This is a genomic window from Hymenobacter citatus, from assembly GCF_014333615.1.
Lineage (GTDB): Bacteria > Bacteroidota > Bacteroidia > Cytophagales > Hymenobacteraceae > Hymenobacter > Hymenobacter citatus.
In genome coordinates, this window is record NZ_JACSCY010000010.1 from 85,105 (window position 1) to 108,085 (window position 22,981).

Below are 22,981 nucleotides of genomic sequence, written 5' to 3' on the forward strand. Positions count from 1 at the left end.
GCGTTTTGCTGCTCCTTGTTCTGCTCGTGTTGGGCAGCTGTCAGCGCAAACTAACGCCTACTGCTACCACTAATCCGGCTACCACAGCCACGCCCATCAATCCGGAAATCAAGGTAGAGAATATCGATTTTCGCTACCTCGCCGCCAAGGGCAAGGCGCAGGTAGATATGCCTTCGCTGAAGCAGACGGTAAACATCAACGTGCGCATGCGCAAGGACAGTATTATCTGGATGTCGCTGGGGTTAGCTGGATTTGAGGGCGTACGCGCCCGTATCACGCGCGATTCTATCCAGATCATGAACAAGTTGCAGCGGGAGTACTACGCCGGCGACTTTGCCTACCTAAAGCAGCAGTTCAACGTGGAGGTAACCTTCGAGCAGCTACAGGCGCTGCTGCTGGGCAACTACCTGCCCGCCCCGGCCGGCGTGACGCCTACCGTAGTAACCGAGGGCCCACAACAGCGGGTGGAGTACGCACAATCGGGCTTGCTACTCAAGCAACTGATTGAACTAAGCCGGCAACGCGTGAAAGAGCTGACGGTGACCGACCCAAACTCGCAGAACAGCTACATGGTGAACTACACCGATTTTCAGGCCCTACCCGGTACGCAGCAACAGTTTGCCTACTCCACGCTGGTGCAGGTGAAACAGGGTAGCGGCGCCTCCACGCTATCCATCAACTACCGCAACGTAGACTTGGACAAAGAACGCCTGTCTTTCCCCTTCTCCGTACCTTCGGGCTACACGCGAAAAAAGTAACCGCGTGAAGAGAACGTTGCGCTTTTACATCTTACTCCTTACTGCCTTTCTGTTATTCCTGAGCGGACCTCCTGCTCAGGCACAACAGCGTAAGCGCCCTACCACCCGCACCAAAAGCAAAGCGCAACTGGAACGGGAGCGGCGCACTACGTTGCGGCGCATCAAAGAAACCAGTCGTATCCTGGCCCAGACTCAGGAGAAAAAACAGGCTTCTATTGGGCAACTGAATGCGCTGAAGGAAAAGCTCACCGTGCAGCAAGGCGTGATTCGCAACATCTCCACGGAGTTAAAAACCGTGGAAACAGACGTGCGCCAGACCGAAGGCCAGGTACAACAAACCCAGCAAAGCCTGGAGCAGTTGCGCGCCGAGTACGCTCGCATGATTTACGCGGCCTCTAAGACGGCAAATAGTTACAACCGCATTATGTTTCTGTTTGCGGCCGACTCATTCAATAGCTTTTTACGCCGCCTGCGCTATGTACGGCAGTATTCAGAAGTGCGACAGGCCCAGGCTGCCCAAATCAGCGCTACGCAGCAGAAGCTGAGCCGCCAGCTGAATAATCTCAACGAACAGCGTCAGCAGAAAAGCACTCTGCTTTCCAACCAGCTCACGGAGAAAAAGAATCTTATCAGTCTTAAAACGCAGCAGGATCAGGTAGTAACTAAGCTCAGCCAGCAAGAAGAAAAGCTGGGCCAAGAGCTGGCCCGCCGCCAGCAAGCTGTGCAGCGCCTAGATAATCTGATTGCCCAACGGGTGCGTGAAGAGATTGCCCGGGCGGCTCGCGCCGCTGCTGCTGCTCGTGCGGCCCGTGCCAATGCGGCCCGTAGCGGAGTGCGAGGCGGAGCGGGTAGCACCTCGCGCACCAGCGCCGCTGAGGAAGATGCCGCCGCCAGCCGAGTGAACCGCGTGACGCTTACCCCCGAAACAGCCGCTCTATCCTCTTCCTTTGCCGACAACCAAGGCCGCCTGCTGTGGCCTGTGGCGCGCGGCTTCATCTCCCAGCACTTTGGCCGACACGCGCACCCAGTGCTCAAAAACGTCATAGTGGAGAATCGCGGCGTAGATATCCAAACAAATGCTGGTGAGCCAGTACGAGCTATTTTCGACGGTAAGGTACTGACAGTGTCTAGTGTGCCGGGCATGAACAACATTGTCATGATCCAACACGGTGAGTACTTTACGGTGTACGCCAAGCTACGCTCCGTAAGTGTGCACGAAGGTCAGGAAGTGAAGGCTCGTGCAACTATTGGTACTGTACAAACCAATTCGGAGGGCACCTCTGAAGTACAATTTCAGCTGTGGCGCAACAGTGCCAATCTTAACCCGGAAAGTTGGTTGGGCCGCAAATAGTGCTTAGCAGAGCAGCACAGCAACCCCCGTTAAACAAAAAAAACACCGTATACAATACGGTGTCTTTCCGAGCTATGAAAACAAACTTAGCTATCAATTTTCCAACTCCAGAACATGGCCTGCTCCTTTGTTAAATCTTAGATAACTACCGGAAAGTTATATACTTCTTAAAGAGTAACCTTCCCTTTTTCGCTGAAGCGATAGTTTCACTCGGTAAAGCCACCGATTACATACGCTGAATAAAAAGCTACACTATCCGGAAACGGTACTATATCAAGTTCAGTCGGTTCAGGAGTGATGCCTTGTATGAGTTGCCAATAGGTAGCGACAACGTAGCGGTCTTGCTGGTTTCAAATAGCGCTGTGTCAGTTTCGATGGCCACAATGCGTCCCAGGCACACAATATACTTGCGATGAATGCGGGCAAAGTCCCGGCTAGGTAGTCTGCTTTCCAGCTCTTTCATCGTACTATACACGGTAAGCCGTTCTCGCTCAGTATGAATATTTACGTAATCCCCTAACGCCTCTACGTAGGTGATATCGGCCGTGGCCACACGCACCAGCTTCTGCTCCTGGCGCACGAATATCTCCGTGGGTTGCTCTTCTGTCGTTGCCTTATTGAGTTCCTCGGTGTTGGGGCGCATCATTTCTACCAGCTGCTGCCTTTCTTTCTCCAATTGCAGCCTGGCCCGGCGCAACTCCAGGTGTGCCACCACTTCGCGAGCCAATATACGTAACGCCTCTCTCTGCGGCTCATTAAGCTGGCGCGGCACGGTATCGATGGCACATAAGCTACCCAGAGGATATCCCTCGGGTGTAAGTAGGGGAACCCCCACATAAAAACGCACTTTTTGCTTGCCAACCACCAGAGGGTTATACCGAAATTCAGCGTCTTGTGCAGCATCCTCCACTTCCAGCAGATCTTCCGACAACATCGCGTAGTTGCAGAAGGCAATATTACGCGGCAGATCGTGCAGCCCTTCGCCTCCTACCTGCGCCTTTACACTCTGCCGATCAGCACCGATGAACGATATGAGGGCTATCGGCGTATCACAAATGTAGGCCGTAAGCTTTGCCAGGTCGTCGAAGGCTTGTTCTTTGGGTGTGTCCAGAATCTGATAGTTACGCAGTATTTTCAACCGCTCAGCCTCTTGGCTAGCTGCGTTAGTTGAAACCAATGAGGATTGACTTTTATAGGAATTTTTAGGCATTAGCGTGCAGATAAACTTCTGAGTTGCATGCGCTGGTAAAAGATTAATAAGATAGAAGGGAAACGAAGATATTAGTTGAATAATAGATTGCTGAGTGGTAATCGTTGAACCATGAGATTAGCACGGCAGAAGCTGGGTTTTTAGCGCTCAACTTTTTACCCCATTTTTTGCCAATACCTTTAGCCTACTTTGGCTCCGGCACGAAAACTACTGGTTACCGGAACTGATTTGCGAATTATCGGGTACCTTTACCAATCCTAAACCATAGCTCATTGCGTAGCTATAGTTTTACCACCCCAAACTGGCCTTGTGGCCTCGCCCATGCTCTTAACCGCGCTGTTTCTGGCTATTGCCCCCCGCACGATCATATTTATTATCTTCGTGCTTGTCATCTTTTTTGGTGCCAAACGCATTCCTGAACTGTTCCGTGGCTTGGGCCAGGGGGTGAAGGAATTTAAGGACGCAACCAAAGAGGAGCGCCCTGAGTACCGCGACCAGCAACCCTACCAGCAGCAGCCTACCCAACAGCCCTACCGCGACCAGCAGGCGCCGCCTACCAATCAGCCTCAGAATCCAACTCAACCCCGTTACTAACCTACTGCAATGAATACGCCTCTTTTCTTATTCCTGGGTGACCTAGGAGGTGGTGAGATAATGCTCATCATGGTGGTTATCCTCATTTTCTTCGGCGCTAACAAGATTCCTGAACTGGCGCGGGGCTTGGGCAAAGGCATTCGTGAGTTCAAAGACGCTTCGTCGGAGATTCGCAATGAAATTGAAAATTCCGGCCGTCCTAATCCGAACCAGTCGTACCAGCAGCCGCAGCAACCCTATCAGCAGCCGTACCAACAGCCCTATGCTTCGGCTCCTGGCGCTCCGGCTCATACCGACTCGGTACCGGTGCCTCCTACCACGGTAGCACCTCCTATGGACGGTGGCGTGGCTATGCCAGCCCCGCAACCAGAGCACACTTCTAACCGCCTCGATCAGACTTCCTAAGTCGTCGTTTCAAAGGAAACCCTTACTTTAGTTGTCAGGAAGTAGCGGTCTGTTCTTCACGCAAGCCTATACGGCTTGCCGGTAACAGACTGCTACTTCCTGACAATTCCTTTTTTCACTTCACTGACCCAGCGATTTGAAACGCTTTAACTCCCTCACGGAAGTTCGTCGCGAGCTGACGGCAGGCACTACTACCTGTCGTCAGCTCGTCGAGTATTATCTGGATAACATCCAGCAGAAGCAACATCTGAATGCCTTCCTGGAAGTGTGGCCCGACGAGGCCCGCGCCCAGGCCGATGCTGTGGACGCCAAGTTGCAAGCCGGCACGGCCGGTAAGCTGGCCGGTATGGTAATTGGCCTGAAAGACGTGCTGGCCTACAAAGACCATGCGTTGCAGAGCAGCAGCCATATTCTGGATGGGTTCCGCTCCTTGTTTACCGGCACGGCCGTGCAGCGCTTGCTGGACGAAGACGCCATCCTGATTGGTCGCCAAAATTGCGACGAGTTTGCCATGGGCGCTTCCAACGAAACTTCCTACTTCGGGCCGGTGCGCAATGAACTAGACACCGACCGGGTATCCGGCGGGTCGTCGGGGGGCTCGGCGGTGGCGGTGCAGGCCGATTTGTGCCTGGCTTCTATTGGCTCTGACACGGGCGGCTCGGTACGGCAGCCGGCGGCGTTTTGCGGCGTGGTGGGTTTCAAGCCTACCTATTCGCGCATCTCGCGCTACGGGCTAATTGCCTACGCGTCCTCGTTCGACCAGATTGGTACGCTCACGCGCTCGGTGGAAGATGCAGCGCTGCTGCTAGAAGTAATGGCCGGGGCCGACAATTTTGATAGCACCGTAAGCCACCACCCCGTGCCGGCATACAGCCAGCAACTGGAGCCGGCGGCGCAATACCGCATCGGCTACATTAAGGACTGCCTGGAGCGGCCGGGTTTGAATGAGGAAATTAAGGCGGCTACGGAAGAGGCGCTGGATTTACTGCGCAGCCAAGGCCACGTGGTGGAAGCCGTAGACTTTCCCTACCTCGATTATATCGTTCCTACTTATTACATCCTGACTACTGCCGAGGCCAGCTCCAACCTGGGCCGCTACGATGGCGTGAAGTTTGGTTACCGCGCCCCAGACGCTACCGATCTGGAATCGCTCTACAAAAAAACCCGCGCCCAAGGCTTTGGGCCGGAAGTGCAGCGCCGGATTCTGCTGGGCACCTTCGTGCTATCGGCCGATTACTACGATGCGTACTACACCAAAGCGCAGCAGGTGCGTCGCCTGATCAAAGAAAAGACAGACGAACTGCTACGCCAGTACGATTTTCTGGTGTTGCCCACTACTCCCACCACCGCCTTCCATATCGGCGATGTGAACAAGGATACGTTGGCGATGTACCTGGCCGATATTTTTACAGTGCAGGCGTCGCTGGCTGGGGTACCGGCTATTTCGGTACCGGCGGGCACCGACAGCGAGGGACTACCTATTGGCTTGCAGCTTCTGGCTGGGGCATTCCGCGAGGAGCACCTGCTGGCTTTTGCCAACTCGATTGCCGAGTCTTTAACACCCGCGCTGCCCTGATGAAGAAGTTGTCGTTGTGGAAGCGGGTAGCCGCACCGGGGTTGTTATTTCTGGCTTTTGGAAGGATAGGAACGGCTCAAACGCTGCCTGCTCCACCCATTGGCTCGCTCCCGCTTCCCGATGATACTGTGCAGGTGAACCTGCTGACCCTGCCCCCCGATTCGCTGGTAGCGGCGCCCGTCGACTCCGTGAAGCTGCTGTGGGCACAGACGCCCCCCGAGCTGCGCGACCTGGTGGGCGACCGGGTAGGCTGTATTGAAACCGATATGCCGCACGTGTTCAACAACTCGGTGCTGGCCTACGTCAACTTTTTCACCCAGCGCAACCGTGCCTACACGCAGCGGGTGCTGGAGCGGGAGAATATGTACTTCCCGATTTTTGAGAAGTATTTGGCGAAGTACGATCTACCCAACGACCTGAAATACCTGGCCGTAGTGGAATCAGCCCTGATTCCGACGGCCAAATCCAGGGTAGGCGCTACCGGCTTGTGGCAATTTATGGGCCCTACCGCCAGCGACTGGCGCTTGGTGCGTGACGAGTGGGTAGACGAACGCATGAGCCCCGAGAAGGCTACCGAAGCAGCCTGCAAGTATCTGCGGGCCCTCTACGGCGTCTTTCACGATTGGGAGCTGGTGCTGGCTTCGTATAACTGGGGGGTAGGCAATGTGCAGCGCGTGATGCGCCGGACGGGTAAAAAAACCTTCTGGGACCTGTACCCGCACATGCCGAAGGAGACGCGCAACTACGTGCCTACCTTCACGGCCATCATGTATACCATGAAGTACGCGCGGGAGCACCAGCTGCACTCGCCCGAGCTTCGCTACCAATACGCTGAGCCGTTGGATACGCTGCACCTGCGCGGCAGGGCCTTCGATTTGCGCCGCCTCAGCCAAGCAGTAGGCTTATCCGACTCGCTAGCCTTGCTGCGATATAACCCAGAAATCAAGCGGGCATATTTGCCGTCGGGGTATCGTTCCTACGTTATTCAGATACCCTCGGCGCTCCGGGCGCAGTTGGTCAACGTTGATCGGTCTACGCTGTTTGCCTACTGCCAGCCATTGCGGGAGTTGCCGCAGCCCCTAGTACCGCTACCACCGCGCATGGCGGGTGCGCCAGCTGCTCCAGCGTTGCTGGCCGCCGCGCCGCCACCTGAAGCGCCGCGCCTGCAACGCAAGGTGCACACGGTACGGCGAGGTCAGACCATTGCCACAGTAGCCCGACATTATGATGTCTCGCAAAGCCAACTACGGCGTTGGAACAAGCTGAGTAGCCGCCAGCAGACGTTGCGGGCCCAGCAGAAGCTCCTAGTATTTGTACCGACACCCACCGAAAAACAGCCTACTCCTACCCCGACGTATACAAAGGTAGCGGCCCAAGTACCGGAGGCCCTACCCACCGTAGCATCGGCGCGGCGGGCAGATGGCACGGTGGTAACGCCGGTAGCAGTGGTGAAACCGGTTGCGCCGGCGGCGGCTATTGCCACCGCCGCGGCAGCCCCTACCCGGTCCGTTGCCCGACGCACGGAGGCCCCTGCTCATCAGGAACGCCCTACCTCAACACCCGAAACGCCCTCCATAGCAACAGCAACGGTAGCGCCTGCGGATACGGCTGCCACTCTCTACACCGTGCGGCGCGGCGACAACCTCAGCAAGATTGCCCAGCGCCACGAGGTAACCGTGGCCCAACTGATGGACTGGAACCCTTCGGCTTCCAGCCAATTGATGCCAGGGCAAAAGCTGACGCTCTACGTGACACAGGCAGAGGAAGAGGCTCCGGCAGCCCCTGTGCTAACCGCTGCGGCTCCCAAGCCAGCGCCTCGTTCGCAACCTGCTGCCCCTACCCTTGCGCCGCCCCGTACCTACTTGGTGCAGCCCGGCGACACGCTCTACAACATCTCGCGCCGCTACCAGGGCGTGACAGTGGAGCAATTGCGCCGGCTGAACCATCTGAAATCGGATGCTGTGAAGCCGGGTCAAAAGCTGATTGTGGAGACCAGTTAAAGCCCGCCCTGCTTGATCTAGCGTCCGCTTGTCAAAGTATCTCGCGTGCTGACGAAAGACAGTATTCAACGTCAGCACGCGAGATTTCTCCCTGCGGTCGGAATCACAGACATTGCCCTACCCCGCGCCCCCGGCCTACTGCCTGGGGCGCTTTTCTTTCCAGGGGCGCCTACCTTTGCCAACCGCTGCCTTACCTTTGCCCCTTCGTCGCACCCACGACGGTTTGCCACCCACTTTCCTTGCTCATGCTGAAAATCAACAAACAAGACGCCCTCAACTACCACTCCCAAGAACCCGCCGGGAAGATTGAGGTAGTGCCCACCAAGCCCGTCAGTACGCAGTCTGACCTAGCGCTGGCCTACTCGCCGGGCGTGGCTGAGCCCTGCCTGGCCATTGCTGCCAATCCCGACGATGTGTATAAGTACACCGCCAAAGGCAACTTGGTGGCCGTTATCAGCAACGGCACGGCGGTGCTGGGCCTGGGCAACATCGGTCCCGAGGCCAGCAAGCCGGTGATGGAGGGCAAGGGCGTGTTGTTCAAGAAGTTTGCGGGTATCGACTGCTTCGATATTGAGATTGACGCCACCGACCCCGACGAGTTTATTCGCATCGTGAAGGCCCTGGAGCCTACCTTCGGCGGCATCAACCTGGAGGATATCAAGGCGCCCGAGTGCTTCCGCATCGAGACGGCCCTGCGCGAGCAGATGAACATTCCGCTGATGCACGACGACCAGCACGGTACGGCCATCATCACCTCGGCGGCCCTGCTGAACGCGCTGGAGTTGGTAGGGAAGAAGATTGACGAAGTGCAGCTGGTAGTGAGCGGGGCCGGCGCGGCGGCGGTATCGTGTCTGCGCCTGTACCTGGAGCTGGGCGTGAAGCTGGAGAACGTGGTGGTGTTCGATAAGGACGGCGTTATCAACCACCAGCGCACCGATCTGGCCGACATGCAGATGCGCTTTGCTACCCAGCGGCCCATCAAAACGCTAGCCGAGGCCATGCGCGGCGCCGATGTGTTTCTGGGCCTGTCGGCGGCCAATGTGCTGCCGGCTGAGCTGCTGCTGATGATGGCCGATAACCCCATCGTGTTTGCCCTCGCCAACCCGAACCCGGAGATTGACTATGATCTGGCCATGGCAACCCGGCCGGACATCATTATGGCCACGGGCCGCTCCGACCACCCCAACCAGGTGAACAACGTGCTGGGCTTTCCCTACATCTTCCGGGGGGCCTTGGATGTGCGGGCTACGGAAATCAACGAGGCCATGAAGCTGGCCGCCGTGCACGCCCTAGCCGAGCTGGCTAAGGATGTGGTGCCCGACCTGGTGAACAAAGCCTACGGCGACAACACCCTGGCCTTTGGCCGTACTTACCTGATTCCGAAGCCCCTGGACCCGCGCCTGATTACCACCGTGAGCCCCGCCGTGGCGCGGGCAGCGATGGAAAGCGGGGTAGCGCGCCGTCAGATTACGGATTGGTTTGCCTACGAGGACGAGCTGCGCGGCCGCCTGGGCGCCAACCAGAAACTGCTGAACCGCGTGACGTCGGCGGCCAAATCCAATCCCAAGCGGGTGGTATTTGCCGAGGGCGACAACTACAAAATTCTCAAAGCCGCCCAAACGCTGGTGGACGAGGGCATTGCCAAGCCCGTGCTGCTGGGCAACCGCCAGAAACTGGAGGAAATTGCCCGCGCCAGCAACCTCGACCTGACCGGCTGCGAAATCATCGACAACATTCAGGAAAAGGCTACCCGCGAGGAGTTTGCCCAGCTGCTGTTTCAGAAGCGCCAGCGCAAGGGCATCACGCTCTACGAGGCCCAGCGCCTGATGCGCGAGCGGAACTACTACGGCTCGATGATGCTGGAAACCGGCCAGGCCGACGCGTTTATAACGGGTTTGACCAAGGATTACAGCAAGTCCATTCAGCCGTCGTTGCGCGTGATTGGGGTAGATGAGGGCGTGAAGCGCGTTGCCGGTATGTATATCATCCAGCACAAGCGCGGGCCGTTCTTCTTCGCCGATACCACGGTGAACATCGACCCCACGGCCGAGGAAATGGTGGACATCATTGGCCTAGCGGCGCGCACGGTGCGCTTCTTCGACAACGAACCGCACATTGCGGTGCTCAGCTACTCCAACTTCGGCTCCAACCCCGGCCCTATTCCCGATAAGTCGCGCCGCGCCACGGAGCTAGCCAAGCAGCGCTACCCCGACCTGATTCTGGACGGCGAGATGCAAGCCAACACCGCCCTGAACCCGCAGCTGTTGCAGGAGCAATACCCCTTCTCGGAGCTGGCCAAATACGGCGGTGCCAACACGCTCATCTTCCCCACGGTACTGGCCGGCAACATTGCCTACAAGGTGATGCAGGAGTTGGGCGGCGCCGAGGTCATCGGGCCGGTGCTGATGGGCATGCGCAAGCCGGTGCACATCTTGCAGCTGGGCGCCTCGGTGCGCGAGATTGTGAACATGGCCGCCATTGCCGTAGCCGATGCCCAGCAGCTGGCAAAGGGTAGGGAAAAATTGGTGTAAATAGCTTTCTTTTCTGGAACGCCGCGCTACCACAAGCAGGGTAGCGCGGCGTTCTGCGTTTTGGTAGTTGCTTGTGCTGGGCCGTGATGCTTTATTGCCGCAACCGGGTTAACTTTGAACTGAACACTGCACAAACAGCCAGCTGTTTTCTGAGCAGTTAGTAGCAACTCGCCCTACTCCCAACTTCCCCTCCATGATTGCCTACATCGACGGCACGCTTGCCTATAAAGACCCTACCCTCGCCATCCTCGACGTGCACGGTATTGGCTATGAAGTGAAGATTTCGCTGGCCACCTACTCCAAGCTGCCCGCCGAAAGCGAAAAGGCAAAATTATACACCTACCAGCACATCAAGGAAGACGCCAACGCGCTGTACGGCTTTCTGGACCCCAACGAAAAAGCCCTGTTTATGCACCTGATTTCGGTGTCGGGCATTGGGCCGGGCACGGGCATTGTGATGGTGAGCAGCATGAGCGTGGGCGAAATTCGGCACGCCATTGTGAGTGAGGACGTGCGTTCCATCCAGAGTATCAAGGGAGTTGGCCCGAAAACTGCCCAGCGCGTAGTGCTGGAGCTGAAAGACCGGTTGCGGAAGGATGAGCTGTTGGCTAAAGCCGGTGTGGATACCGTGCCACTGGCCAAAGCACACAATACCAACCGCTCGGAAGCGTTAGCGGCTTTGGTGACTCTGGGCTTTGCGCGGACGGCGGCAGAAAAAACGCTGGATACCATCCAGCACAAGCACGGCAACGAGCTGAGCGTAGAGGAATTGATTAAGTTTGCTCTTAAGACCCATTAGCGTTCCTCCCGGCCACGCGGCCGTTTCACTTCCTTGAGCTTCGATAAGAAACACCTCTCCTCCTCGCTGGTTCTGTGTGCGTTGCTGGTGACCTGGTGGTCGCAGGCGAAGCCGTTGGCACCTACTGCGGTTACCTTGCACCGGCTTCTGACCCGCCTACCCGTGGTGGCCCAGTTGCTGCCGGATACCCCGCGCGTAGTGCTGCCCGATACCAGTCGTTACCGGCCCAGCACGCGCCCCAAGGTGGCGCCCACGGACCGGCAGGGTATCACGTCGCCTACCCGGCGCCGCTCGCCCTTACTGCTCGACCAGCCCGCCAACGTGAAACCCGAGGTGGTGGCGAGCGACAGTTTAGACTACTACGACTTAAACGAGAAAATAGGTTCGGATATCGATTATCGAAATCCGAGCCGGATGACGTTTGAGGAGTATTCGCGGTTTCGGCAGCAGCAGGCCGTGCGCGATTATTACCGCGAAAAGGCGGCCGGCGGCGTAACGGGCGGTGCCAACACGCCCGCCACGGCCCAGCGACTGATTCCGAAAATCTACCTCGGCCCCATGGCCGACCGCATCTTCGGGGGTAGTTACGTGGACATCCGGCCCCAAGGCGCCGTGACGCTGCGCATGGGCGCGCGCTTCAACCGTAACGAAAACCCTACCCTCACGCTCCGCCAGCAGCGCACCGGCGACTTCAACTACGAGCAGAACATGAACCTGAACCTCACCGGCCAGATCGGGGAGAAAATGCGGGTGACGTTCAACTACGACACGAAGGCGGCCTTCGAGTTCGAGAACAATATGAAGCTCGACTACACGGGCTACGAAACGGAGATTATCCGGAAGGTGGAGTTGGGCAACGTGAGCCTCCCCCTGAACAACTCCCTGATTACGGGCGGCCAGAACCTGTTTGGGGTGAAGGCCCAACTGCAATTTGGGCGCCTGGGCGTGACGGCCGTGGCCAGCACCCTGCGCGGTCAGCAAGACGCCGTGACGGTGCAGAACGGCGGGCAGAGCCGCAACTTCGAAATCAAGGCCAGTCAGTACGAAAACAACCGGCACTTCTTCCTGTCGCAGTTTTTCCGCGACCGGTACAACGCGGCCCTGCGCAACCTGCCCACCGTGCAGAGCGGCATCGAAATCCGCCGCCTGGAGGTGTACGTGACCAACGACAACCGCACGGCCACTGATCTGCGCAACGTAGTGCCGCTGATGGACCTGGCCGAGCCGTTTCGGGTGTACCGCCCGCAGTTCCTGCAAGGCAACCGCACGGTGAACACGCCGCCCGGCAACGGGCAAAACACCGAGTACGAACAGGTACGCCGGGACCGTGGCAACCTCACGGTAGACAACTCCCTGAATTCGCTGGGATTGGTGAAAGCCATTGACTTCGAGCGGGTGCGTGCGCGCAAGCTGGCGCCTACCGAATACACCTTCAACGCCCAGTTGGGCTACCTCTCGCTGAACACGCAGCTGCTGCCCGAGCAGGTGCTGGGCGTGAGCTACGAATACCTCTACAACGGCCAGGTATACAAGGTAGGAGAGCTGGTGGATGACTACGCCAGCGTCAATCCCGATCAGGTGATTTTCCTGAAGATGCTGAAGGCCACCAACCCTGGCGTGGGCCTGGCCGACCCCAACGTGAATCCGCAGAACCCCAACCTGGTCACGCGCAACCTCCCTACCTGGGACTTGCTGATGAAGAACGTGTACGCGCTGAACGCTACGCAGCTCAACCGCGAGAACTTCCAGCTGCAAGTGGTGTACAAGGACGACGTGACGGGCGTAGACTTGATTTCGCTGAAGGAAGGGCAGAACGTGCGGAACGTGCCGCTGATTCAGGTGCTCAACCTCGACAACCTGAACCCTAACAACGACCGGAACTCCGACGGCAACTTCGACTATATTTCGGGCATCACCATCGACCCTACCCTGGGGCGCATCTATTTTCCGGAGGTAGAGCCATTTGGCAATTACTTGCAGAATCAGTTTATAGCTGGCACTGAGCAGAACCTGATCGACAAGTACGTGTACTCGGCCCTGTATAACCAGGTGCAGAGCGATGCCCAACAGGTGCAGGACAAGGACAAGTTTTTCCTGCGTGGGCGCTACCAGGCCACGTCTACCGATGTCATTAGCCTACCCGGCTTTGGCATTGCTCAGGGCTCGGTGCGGGTGTACGCGGGTAGTACGCTGTTGCAGGAAGGAGTTGACTACCAGGTATTTTACGATCAGGCCCAGGTGAAGGTCCTGAACCCGAGCTACCTCAACTCGGCCAACGAGCTGCGCATTACCTTCGAGAAAAACGCGGTGGTGCAGGTGCAGCCGCGCCGCCTCATCGGCACGCGCCTCGACTACCGCCTCAGCCCCGACATCAACTTTGGCGCTACCATGCTGAAGCTGATTGAAAACCAGGCCCCCGGCATCAACCGCGTGGCCATCGGCGACGAGCCTAACAACAACACCATCTACGGCTTCGACGTGAACATGCGCCGCGAGTCGCGGGCCCTCACCAAGTACCTGGACATGCTGCCGGGCCTGAGCACCAAGGCGCCGTCGTCGGTGGCGTTTAGCGGGGAGTTTGCGCAGCTGCTGCCGGGCAAAACCGAGCTGGGCCGCGGCGAAAACGGCGTTTCCTACCTCGATGACTTCGAGAATGCACGCACGCCCTACACGCTGGCCGGCCTGAACTCGGCTACGGTATGGCGCCTGGGCGCTACGCCCCTACCCATTCAAGGTTCTCAGCTACAGGGGCTACCCTTTGCGTATCGCCGCGCTAAGTTGGCTTGGTATACTGTGGATCAGACCTATTATTCCAATGGTCCGAGCAAGCCCTCTAGCATTGGAACGCAGGAATTGCGCAACCACTACGTGCGGGGCATTCCGCGCACGGAGATTTTCCCGGCCCGCGACGTAGGCGCTACCGGCAACGGTTTTGAGCTGCCCCTGGACCTGGCCTACTTCCCAACGGAGCGTGGGCAGTACAACTACAACCCGCAGGTAACTCTCGACCCCAGAGACCCCAATGGCCGCACCCAATTGCTTGGGTCACCACAGAGCAACTACGGCGCCATCAGCCGCGAAATCACCTTCGATACGGACTTCGACAACGCCAACGTAGAGTACATTGAGTTCTGGATGATGGATCCGTTCATTCAAAGCAACAACGGCAACAACGTCATTCGCGATGGGGTGAACGAGACGGTGGCCTCGGCCAACCCTGGCGGTGATTTTTATATCAACCTGGGCTCGGTGTCGGAAGATGTGCTGCGCGACAACAACATCAACGAGTTTGAGAACGGCTTACCCGATGGCACCAACAACGCGGCCAACCTGACGCAGAACACATCCTGGGGACGGGCTACCACCCAGCAATTCCTGACCGATGCCTTCTCGGCTGCCAACGGGGCGCGGGCGCAGCAGGACGTGGGGCTGGATGGGGTAGACAATACCGCCGAAAAAGCGCTGGGAGTACCCGGTCCGTTCTCTACCCTGGACGACCCGGCCGGCGACGACTTCCTGCACCACCTCTCGGGCCAGTACAACGGTACTGTGGCTGGCAACCACATTCTGGGCCGCTACAAGCAGTACAACGGCATGGAGGGCAACTCCACCTCCGATACCAACCAAAGCTCTACCGCCTACCCCGACAAGGAAGACCTAAACCGCGACAACGTGGTGACGGACCTGGAGCGCTACTACGAGTATCGTATGCAGCTGCGCCCCAACAACATGGTGGTGGGCCAGAACTACATCGTGGACAAGGTGACGCGTAGCATTGCCGGTTCCAATGGCGAGTCGGTGTCGTGGTACCAGTTCCGGGTGCCGGTGCGGCAGTATTCGGCCGTGCGGGGCACGCCCAATGGGCAGCCGTTTGGGTTCAAGTCCATCCGGTTTGTGCGCCTCTACCTCACGCAGTGGCAGCAGCCGGTGGTGCTGCGCCTGGTGCAGCCGCAATTTGTGGCCAACCAGTGGCGCCGCTTCCTGAGCACCATTGCTACCCCCGGTCAGCCCGTGCTGAACAACGACACCGACGCCGAGGGCTTTGCCATTTCGACGGTGAGCCTGGAGGAAAACGGCGCGTCGGCCAATACGTCGGGGGCTATTCCGTACGTGTTGCCGCCCGGCATCCAGCGCGACCAAGAGTATGGCTCCAGCACCGTGAACCGTCGGCAAAACGAGCAGAGCCTGCGCCTGGCTGTAGACGGCCTGCGCGACGGCTACGGCAAAGCGGCCTACAAAAACATTCAGATCAGCCTGCTACGCTACAAGCAGCTGCGGATGTTCCTGCACGCCGAAAGCCAGGATCCTACCGTGAACGACGACGACGTGCGCGCTTTCGTCCGCATCGGCACCGACTATACCCAGAACTACTACGAGTATTCACTTCCTCTGAAGCTTACCCGCCCCGGTGCCTCTACCACCGCCGAAATCTGGCCCGACGCCAACCAGATTCAGGTGGCGTTCCAGGATTTCATCAATGCCAAAGCGGCGCGTAACGCCGTTGCCGTTCAGAATGGGCTGGGGTCCGAGTTTTACTTCGCCCCGTACAACGTAGACCTACCCAACGGCGCCCGGATTACGATTGTAGGCAACCCCGACTTCTCGCAGGTGCAGGGCGCCATGATTGGCATTCTCAACCCCCTGGACAACGGCGCCAGTAAGTCCGTAACGGTATGGGCCGACGAGTTTCGGGTGTTTGAGTTTGACCGCAAGAGCGCCTGGGCCGCCACGGCTCGCTTCAATACCCAGCTGGCCGATGTGGCCAACGTAACGGCTACGGGCAGCTACGTTACCTCGGGTTTCGGCGGCTTGCAGGACAAGCTCCAACAGCGCACCACCAGCGACATCATGCGCGGCGACGTGAATGCCACCATTGCGGCCGATAAGTTCCTGCCCGAAAAGCTGGGCCTGCGGCTACCCGTGCTGGTGCAGGCCGGCACCGAGGTCAGCAAGCCTGAGTACGACCCGCTGGACCCCGATACCAAGCTCACGCAGTCGCTGCAAAAGTTTGGTTCTAATCGAGAGCTGCGCCGCGAGTACGAGAAGGAAGTCGTTTCGCAAACCAGCCAGCGCAGCATCAGCGTTCTGAACGCCCACAAGGAGCGCCTCAACCCACAAAAGCCGGTACGCCCCTACGACATTGAGAACTTTGCCGTGAGCTACGCCATTACCGAGCGCACGCATACCGACATCAACACCGACCGCGACTACACCCGCACCTTCACGGGGGCGCTGGCCTACGTGTATCAGACCACACCCAAGAACTACACGCCCTTGGCCAGCCTGAAGGCGCTGGACTCGCCCTACCTGAAGTTTTTGCAGGAGGTAAACTTCACGCCCCTACCCTCGCGCTTCTCGTTCAGGGCCGACCTGGACCGGCGCTACAACGAGCGGTTTTTGCAGCGCGTGCTGGAGCCTGGCACCCTACCCACCACGGCGGGCATTGCAGGTATTTTTCAGAAAAGCTTCTATTTCAACCGCATCTACGACCTGAAGTGGGACCTGGCTAAATCCTTGATTCTGGACTACACGGCCAACAACCGCGCGATTGTGGATGAAGGAGTAGGCCGGGCTGTGGGCAGTTCCGATCAGGCTCAGCAGAACCGCGACCTGATTCGTGATAACCTGCTGCGCGGGGGCCGTACCACCAACTTCACCCAGCAAGTGGCTGTGACCTGGACTGTGCCGCTGAATAAATTCCCGCTCACCGACTGGGTATCGATGAATGCGCGCTACTCGGCCAATTACACTTGGCAGGCGGCTTCTACGGCGCTGCGCGTGCAACGCGTCCCCAGTAACCCACTCTCGGATAGCACGACCCTCGGCAACACCATTCAGAACAACGGCGAGCTGAGTGGTACGGGCAAGATTGATCTGGTGAAGCTCTACAACAAGGTGCGCTTCCTCAACATCATCAACAACGCCCCGCCGCCCCCACCCGTGCAGCGCGATGAGAAAGGCCGCATTATTAAGCCCAAGCCTACTCCGCCCGGTGCGCCCGGCGTAGCCGGAGCCCCCGCCGACTCCACCCGCAAAGGTCCCGAGCTCCGGGCGCTGAAGGCGGTACTACGCTCCTTGATGACGGCCCGCTCCCTGGACTTTACCTACACCCGCAGCAACGGCACGCTGCTGCCAGGCTACCTACCCGGCACGCAGTTCTTCGGGATGAATAGCTCGTTTGATGCACCGGGTATTCCGTTCCTGCTGGGCAAGCAATACAGCAACTTTTCGGACCTGGATGTACTGTATCAGCGCGCCGCCAGCAACGGCTGGTACACCGAGCGCAGCGATTTGCTGAATACGCCGCTCAGCTCCTTGTTCACCGAGAACCTGACGCTGCGCACGTCCCTGCAACCCTTCCGTGACTTCAATATTCAATTGGATGCGCGCCAGCAGCAGGTCCGCAACCGTGAAGTATTCTACCGTCGGGCTATTGATGAGGAGACGTTGCTACCCGTACCAGGCAACACGGCTACGGCCAGCAATCCGTTGGGCTCGGGCTCGTTCAGCACCTCGTTCATCTCCATCCAAACGCTGTTCGGCGACCGGTCGGCGGAGGGTACGATTTCCAAGGCTTTCAACCGCTTCGTGCAGAACCGAGCTTTTGTGTATGACCGCCTGACGGCCGCCAATACGGCTCCTGGCGTGTACAGCTACAACTCGCAGGATGTGCTACTCCCCGCTTTCCTGGATGCCTACCGCGGCAAGTCGTCGGATGGTTATAAGGCGAAGGGTGGCAGCCCGACCACGCAATTTAAAGTCCCGTTGCCCAACTGGACTATTCAGTACAACGGCTTGGCCCAACTGCCCTTCGTACAGCGCTACTTTCGTTCCGTCACGCTCAAGCACGCGTACACCTCGGTGTACAGCATCAACAGCTACACTACCTCTACGCTTTATACTAAAGCGCCTGAAAACAACGAGTTTGCGACCGTCACCAACGACAACAACCTGTTCGTTCCCTACTACATTTTGGGGCAGGTAACCATTTCGGAGCAACTGGCCCCGCTGATTGGCCTCACGTTCCAAACCCTGCAAAAGGTATCCGGCAACCTGGAGTACCGCGTAACGCGCAACGTAGGCCTGAACACCATCAACGCCCAGGTAACGGAGCTGCACACCACCGAGATGGTGATAGGCTTCGGCTACGTGACGGACCGCCTGAAGCTACCTTTCCGCATTGGGGGCGAACAAAAAGTGCTGCGCAACCAGCTCAATGCCCGCCTGGACATGTCGATTCGCGACAACACCATCATCCAGCGCACCATTGACGAGGTAGTAGACGGCGTGGATGTGGGCACTGCTGTGAGCCTCGTCACCAGCGGTACCCGCCAGGTATTGCTGCGCCCTACCATCGACTACACCCTCAACCAGCGCCTGAACCTGCAATTCTACTTCACGCGCACCGTAACGGCTCCACGCGTGCAGAACTCTTTCCGCAACGCGGCTACCGAAGGCGGTATCCAGCTTCGCTATAGCCTGTCGCAGTAAAAGGTGAGATGGTGAGATGGTGAGATAGTGAAATGGTGAGTTTGCTGTTCTGATTGCGCGAAATGCGCCAATAGCGCAATCAGAACAGCAAACTCACCATTTCACTATCTCACCATCTCACCTTTTCCCGTACTTTTGAGGGCTGTTCATTTTAACCAGGCATTGCATGAATCTCCCCGCTGAACTGAAGTATACCAAAGAGCACGAATGGGTGCGTGTTGAAGGCGACGTAGCGTACGTGGGCATCACCGACCACGCGCAAAAAGAGCTTGGCGACATCGTGTATGTCGACATTGATACGCTGGACAAAGACGTGGCTCAAAACGACGTATTCGGTACGGTAGAGGCCGTGAAGACGGTTTCGGACCTGTTTAGCCCGCTCACCGGCACCGTGCTGGAAATCAACCCCGCCCTCGATGGCAGCCCCGAGCTAGTGAACTCCGACCCCTACGGCGACGGTTGGATGATCAAGATGTCGGTGGGCAACCCCGCCGAGCTGGACGAGCTGCTGACGGCTGAGTCCTATGGCGAAATAGTAGGCGCCTAAGTTGACGGTTTCTACAAGCATAACGCCGCCCGCGTCGCCGCGCGCCTTTGCTGGCGTGCCGGCCACGTGGGCGGCGTTGGTGTTGGTGTTGACCCTCACGCCAGCCCAGGAAATGCCCAATACGCCGCAGTGGGAGTTGCTATCGTTTGACACGGCTGCCCACGCAGGTGTCTTTGCGGTATTGTCTTTTACCACCTACATCTCGGCCCGGCGGCAGCGCCGCTTCCCTACCTTGCGCCGTCGGGCGTTGTGGTGGGTAGGCGTTGGCTGCACCTTGTTTGGGGCGCTGATTGAGGTGCTGCAAATGACCATGAACCTAGGCCGCCACGGCGAATGGTCCGACCTCATCAGCGACACGCTGGGCACCGTGGCAGGCCTGGGTGCAGCCTGGCTATTGAGGCGCTGGTGGCAAGCCTGATAGTTACCGGGCGCCGCTGGCTACTGCTGGGGGTAGGGCTCCTACCCTTCGGGACACTGGCGCAGGACATGTCCCGCGTACGCCACACCATTGCTACCCTCGCCGCGCCCCACATGCACGGCCGCGGCTATGTACGCGACGGCGACCAGCGCGCCGCCGCCTACCTACGGCAACGGTTTCGGCAACTGGGTTTGCAGCCTTTGGCGCCTGACTATACCCAGTCTTTTCCGCTCACGGTCAATACCTTTCCGGGGAAGCTGCAACTGGATCTTAGCGTTGGCATGCTGCGGTTTCCGGTGCTGGGCCGCTCCCGCAAGTTGCAGCCAGGCACAGAGTTCATTGCCGCCCCCGAATCAGGCCCAGGCAAAATAGGCGGGCCGTTTTCAGCGGCACCCATTATCCACCTCGATACGCTGGTTTTCACAGATGTCGCGGCCCAGCAGCGCCTGTTGAAACGCTCTTGGTACGGGGGCGGCGTGGCAATCCGTAACGCCGACGTACCCCGCCTAGCTACCCTTCCCCTACCCCTACAACAACACCTCGACTCGGCAGCAATGCGTTTTACGCTGGTGCCCAAGCTCACGGCTTCACTGGCTTCCATACAGGCTGGCCAAGTACGCCTAGATATTTTGGAATCGGTTTGGCAGAAGTATACCTCTAAACAAGATGACCTAGCAGCGCAGGTAGCTGTGCGGGTAGATGCAGAGCTAAAGCACGACTACCAAACTCAAAACCTGATTGGGATGCTGCCCGGCACCGCCCAGCCCGATTCGTTTTTGGTTATTACGGCGCACTACGACCATTTGGGAACCATGGGCCGCCGCGCCTACTTTCCCGGCGCCAACGACAATGCCAGCGGCACAGCCATGCTGTTGGAGCTGGCCGCCTACTACGCCCGCCCCGAAAACCGTCCAGCTTACTCGGTGGTGTTCATTGCCTTTGGTGGCGAAGAAGCTGGTTTGGTTGGCTCACGCTACTTCGTGCAGCACCCGTTGGTGCCCCTACCCCGCATCCGGTTCCTGCTTAACCTAGACTTATTGGGCACTGGCGAGGAGGGCATTACCGTGGTGAATGGCCGTGTTTTGCCCGATGCTTTTCAGCGCTTGCAACAGTTCAACGAGGCTGGGCATTTTGTGCCCTCCGTAGCAGCCCGCGGCAAGGCTGCCAATTCCGACCATTACTACTTCACTGAAAGCGGTGTGCCCGCCTTCTTCCTCTACACCCGTGGCGGCCCCACTGCCTACCACGATGTGCACGACCAAGCTGCCGCGCTGCCCCTAACGGCTTTTTCCGGCGTATTTAAGTTGATTACGCAGTTTCTGGCTTCCTTTTAAGAAACCAAGCGAACGTGTAGTATATTCTTCTGTTACTTAAATCAGGTGCTGCAACGCGCTACTGTTGTGCCGTTGCGCACAAAAAACCACTAGCACGTCACCTGTTGATGACGTGCTAGTGGTTTTCTTACTTACGCTCGACTACTACCTAGTCTTAACCGTTGGTGCGGAGGGAGCCCATGATCTGCTTGGCTACCGTTTCCCACTCGGGCTTTTGGCGGTCAGCGCAGGTGAAAGTGCACATGAGCAGCTTGCCTTCTACGTCGGTGAAGAACACCAGCGTATAAACTTCATGGCCCAACTCCGGCTTCATCAGCTCCATGTAGCCCATTTTGCGACCATTGATTTCGCGTACACCGTTGGAAAACCACTTAGCGTTCTTGAACTGCTTGGTGTAGGTTTTGTAAAACGTCTCGGCGTACATGTTGATCATGTCCTGATCAGCTGCGTTGTCGGTGTAGGTGAAGGCAACGCTGGCTTCCTTGCTGTTGGTGTAGATAACACTCGGGCGGCTTTGGGCGCTGCCGTAGTTGAAATCCATTTGTTGCTCACTCATTACCTCAAACCCTTTGGGAATGAGAATCTCAACCCGTTCGCTGAGTACGCGCTTCTTAATAAGCTCTATCTCGGCGAATGGGCGAGCAGCCATTAGAAGCATGGAAAGGCAGAGAAACGGAAGTAGTAAAGCTTTTTTCATAACATTTACTTGAAAAAAGATGAATTTCAGAAGAATGATGGATACGCCATAGAGCATACCCCTGCTTGATTAGCACAATTTACTACGAATAATCTTAAAGACAAGTTTTGTCCAAAAGAAATATTTTTGTGCTTTCTACATCCATCTCCGAAAACCCTGCCAATTTCTCATAAAATAGTCAATTGTAACGATATAAATCTCTTCGCACCCTACATACATTCCTTGCTTATCATTGATAAAGTACTGTAAACATAGATCAAAATAAAAACTTGAAATCATGTAAAAATACCATATAACTATTTCTATCAACCAAATTTAAGCACTACCAATTATAGGATATTATTTATTTGCTCTTTGATTTTCTCTAGTTCTTCTTTCATTCCCACTACTAAATGCTGGATAGTAGAATCATTCGCTTTTGATCCAATTGTGTTGATTTCGCGACCTATTTCTTGGGAAATGAAGGCGAGTTTTTTGCCTGTAGGCTCGGGCAGATACACAGTTTCGGTGAAGTAGTGCAGGTGATTGATCAGGCGCACTTTTTCCTCGGCAATGTCGAGCTTCTCGATGTAGTACAGCACCTCCTGCTCGAAGCGGCTGGCATTGAAATTTTCCGTCGCAGCTAGCTCATTCAGATGGTTTTGCAGGCGTTGCCGAACTTGGGTAATACGCGTCGGGTCGTGGCGCTCTACGTCTGCCAGGGCCACGCGAATGTGGTCGATATAGCTCAGAATTTCGGTGGTCAGGGCTTGGCCCTCGTCGCGGCGAAACTGGTTGATACGCTCCAGCGCCTCGTGCACCAGCGGCAGCAACTCGTCCCAGGTGATTTCCTCTTCCGGCTCTGCTGCTTGGTCGGGGCCGGCCAGCACGCCGGGTAGGCGCAGAGCCGCCAACAGGGTTTCCTCACCGGCAGGCAGGCCCAGCTCTTGCGCAATGGCTTTCACTTCCTGATAGGCCGCCAGCAACGCTTCGCGGTTGAAGATGGTAGCGGTGCGAGTGCCAGCGTTGCGACTTACTTCAAAGTTTAGATTGACTTTGCCACGAATTAGACTCTTAGCCAATAGGTTACGCACTTCCAGCTCGCGGTCTTGCAGGAAGCGGGGTAGGCGCAGGCTCAGGTCCAGGGTTTTGGAATTGAGCGATTTGATTTCGACAGTGGCAGTGTAGTGGTCGGTTTCGCGGTGGGCGATGCCGTAGCCGGTCATGGACAGGAGCATACTGAAAACAGGAAAGGTAAAACGTAAACAAAAGTACAGCAGCAGCGTCGAAC

General features: G+C 57.4%; 15 protein-coding genes. 12 read left to right on the forward strand and 3 right to left on the reverse strand.

The features are described from left to right. Positions 1–5 precede the first annotated feature (5 nt). Both lolB1 and H8B15_RS13405 read left to right on the forward strand, forming a co-directional pair. Positions 6–758 carry a lipoprotein insertase outer membrane protein LolB1 gene (gene lolB1, locus H8B15_RS13400; protein ID WP_187320200.1) on the forward strand — a complete coding sequence of 251 codons (753 nt, stop codon included), beginning with the start codon at positions 6–8 and terminating at the stop codon, positions 756–758. Between the two features lie 4 nt (positions 759–762). Further along, complete coding sequence (locus H8B15_RS13405; RefSeq protein WP_343069160.1) at positions 763–2,109, forward strand: murein hydrolase activator EnvC family protein; 1,347 nt, start codon at positions 763–765, stop codon at positions 2,107–2,109. Positions 2,110–2,377: 268 nt separating this feature from the next. Here the strand turns inward: H8B15_RS13405 and H8B15_RS13410 are convergent, their stop codons facing one another. After that, the gene (locus tag H8B15_RS13410; protein WP_187320201.1) at positions 2,378–3,319 is read right to left on the reverse strand and encodes a GAF domain-containing DNA-binding protein; all 942 of its coding nucleotides are present in this window, start codon (positions 3,317–3,319) and stop codon (positions 2,378–2,380) included. Positions 3,320–3,640: 321 nt separating this feature from the next. Here H8B15_RS13410 and H8B15_RS13415 point away from each other — a divergent pair, with 321 nt between their 5' ends. The 10 genes from H8B15_RS13415 to H8B15_RS13460 all read left to right on the forward strand — a co-directional run bounded on the left by H8B15_RS13415 (position 3,641) and on the right by H8B15_RS13460 (position 21,014). Further along, positions 3,641–3,913, forward strand: coding sequence for a twin-arginine translocase TatA/TatE family subunit (locus H8B15_RS13415; protein WP_187320202.1), 273 nt, complete (start codon positions 3,641–3,643; stop codon positions 3,911–3,913). A 9-nt stretch (positions 3,914–3,922) separates the two neighbouring features. Continuing rightward, the gene (locus H8B15_RS21280) at positions 3,923–4,318 is read left to right on the forward strand and encodes a twin-arginine translocase TatA/TatE family subunit (RefSeq protein ID WP_187320203.1); all 396 of its coding nucleotides are present in this window, start codon (positions 3,923–3,925) and stop codon (positions 4,316–4,318) included. 136 nt (positions 4,319–4,454) lie between these two features. Next, positions 4,455–5,894, forward strand: coding sequence for an Asp-tRNA(Asn)/Glu-tRNA(Gln) amidotransferase subunit GatA (gene gatA, locus H8B15_RS13425; RefSeq protein WP_187320204.1), 1,440 nt, complete (start codon positions 4,455–4,457; stop codon positions 5,892–5,894). Further along, entirely contained in the window at positions 5,894–7,894 is a 2,001-nt protein-coding gene (locus H8B15_RS13430; protein ID WP_187320205.1) for a LysM peptidoglycan-binding domain-containing protein, read from the forward strand. Before gatA ends, H8B15_RS13430 begins: the two co-directional genes overlap by 1 nt. A 245-nt stretch (positions 7,895–8,139) precedes the next feature. Next, positions 8,140–10,425 (forward strand): NADP-dependent malic enzyme, encoded by a 2,286-nt coding sequence (locus tag H8B15_RS13435; protein WP_187320206.1) that lies wholly within the window; start codon positions 8,140–8,142, stop codon positions 10,423–10,425. Positions 10,426–10,618: 193 nt separating this feature from the next. Beyond that, positions 10,619–11,224, forward strand: a complete 606-nt coding sequence (ruvA, locus tag H8B15_RS13440; RefSeq protein WP_187320207.1) for a Holliday junction branch migration protein RuvA — start codon at positions 10,619–10,621, stop codon at positions 11,222–11,224. Positions 11,225–11,359: 135 nt separating this feature from the next. After that, positions 11,360–18,715, forward strand: a complete 7,356-nt coding sequence (sov, locus tag H8B15_RS13445) for a T9SS outer membrane translocon Sov/SprA (protein ID WP_246455467.1) — start codon at positions 11,360–11,362, stop codon at positions 18,713–18,715. 166 nt (positions 18,716–18,881) lie between these two features. Continuing rightward, positions 18,882–19,262: a glycine cleavage system protein GcvH gene (gene gcvH / locus H8B15_RS13450; protein ID WP_187320208.1), complete on the forward strand. Its 381-nt coding sequence runs from the start codon at positions 18,882–18,884 to the stop codon at positions 19,260–19,262. A 1-nt stretch (position 19,263) separates the two neighbouring features. After that, entirely contained in the window at positions 19,264–19,680 is a 417-nt protein-coding gene (locus H8B15_RS13455) for a VanZ family protein (RefSeq protein WP_187320209.1), read from the forward strand. Beyond that, positions 19,668–21,014 (forward strand): M28 family peptidase, encoded by a 1,347-nt coding sequence (locus tag H8B15_RS13460; RefSeq protein ID WP_187320210.1) that lies wholly within the window; start codon positions 19,668–19,670, stop codon positions 21,012–21,014. The genes H8B15_RS13455 and H8B15_RS13460 overlap by 13 nt, the downstream gene beginning before the upstream one ends. 154 nt (positions 21,015–21,168) lie before the next feature. On the opposite strand, the gene H8B15_RS13465 is transcribed toward H8B15_RS13460, so the two are convergent. Next, entirely contained in the window at positions 21,169–21,663 is a 495-nt protein-coding gene (locus H8B15_RS13465; protein ID WP_187320211.1) for a hypothetical protein, read from the reverse strand. Between the two features lie 377 nt (positions 21,664–22,040). Then, positions 22,041–22,928 carry a YicC/YloC family endoribonuclease gene (locus H8B15_RS13470; protein WP_187320212.1) on the reverse strand — a complete coding sequence of 296 codons (888 nt, stop codon included), beginning with the start codon at positions 22,926–22,928 and terminating at the stop codon, positions 22,041–22,043. Positions 22,929–22,981 lie beyond the last annotated feature (53 nt).

Bases quoted from the DNA above. Each gene is read 5' to 3' on its own strand.
- gcvH (WP_187320208.1), top strand. From the start codon at position 18,882: ATGAATCTCCCCGCTGAACTGAAGTATACCAAAGAGCACGAATGGGTG.
- H8B15_RS13435 (WP_187320206.1), top strand. From the start codon at position 8,140: ATGCTGAAAATCAACAAACAAGACGCCCTCAACTACCACTCCCAAGAA.
- H8B15_RS13430 (WP_187320205.1), top strand. From the start codon at position 5,894: ATGAAGAAGTTGTCGTTGTGGAAGCGGGTAGCCGCACCGGGGTTGTTA.
- ruvA (WP_187320207.1), top strand. From the start codon at position 10,619: ATGATTGCCTACATCGACGGCACGCTTGCCTATAAAGACCCTACCCTC.
- H8B15_RS13410 (WP_187320201.1), bottom strand. From the start codon at position 3,319: ATGCCTAAAAATTCCTATAAAAGTCAATCCTCATTGGTTTCAACTAAC.
- H8B15_RS13470 (WP_187320212.1), bottom strand. From the start codon at position 22,928: ATGCTCCTGTCCATGACCGGCTACGGCATCGCCCACCGCGAAACCGAC.
- H8B15_RS13415 (WP_187320202.1), top strand. From the start codon at position 3,641: ATGCTCTTAACCGCGCTGTTTCTGGCTATTGCCCCCCGCACGATCATA.
- H8B15_RS13465 (WP_187320211.1), bottom strand. From the start codon at position 21,663: ATGGCTGCTCGCCCATTCGCCGAGATAGAGCTTATTAAGAAGCGCGTA.
- H8B15_RS21280 (WP_187320203.1), top strand. From the start codon at position 3,923: ATGAATACGCCTCTTTTCTTATTCCTGGGTGACCTAGGAGGTGGTGAG.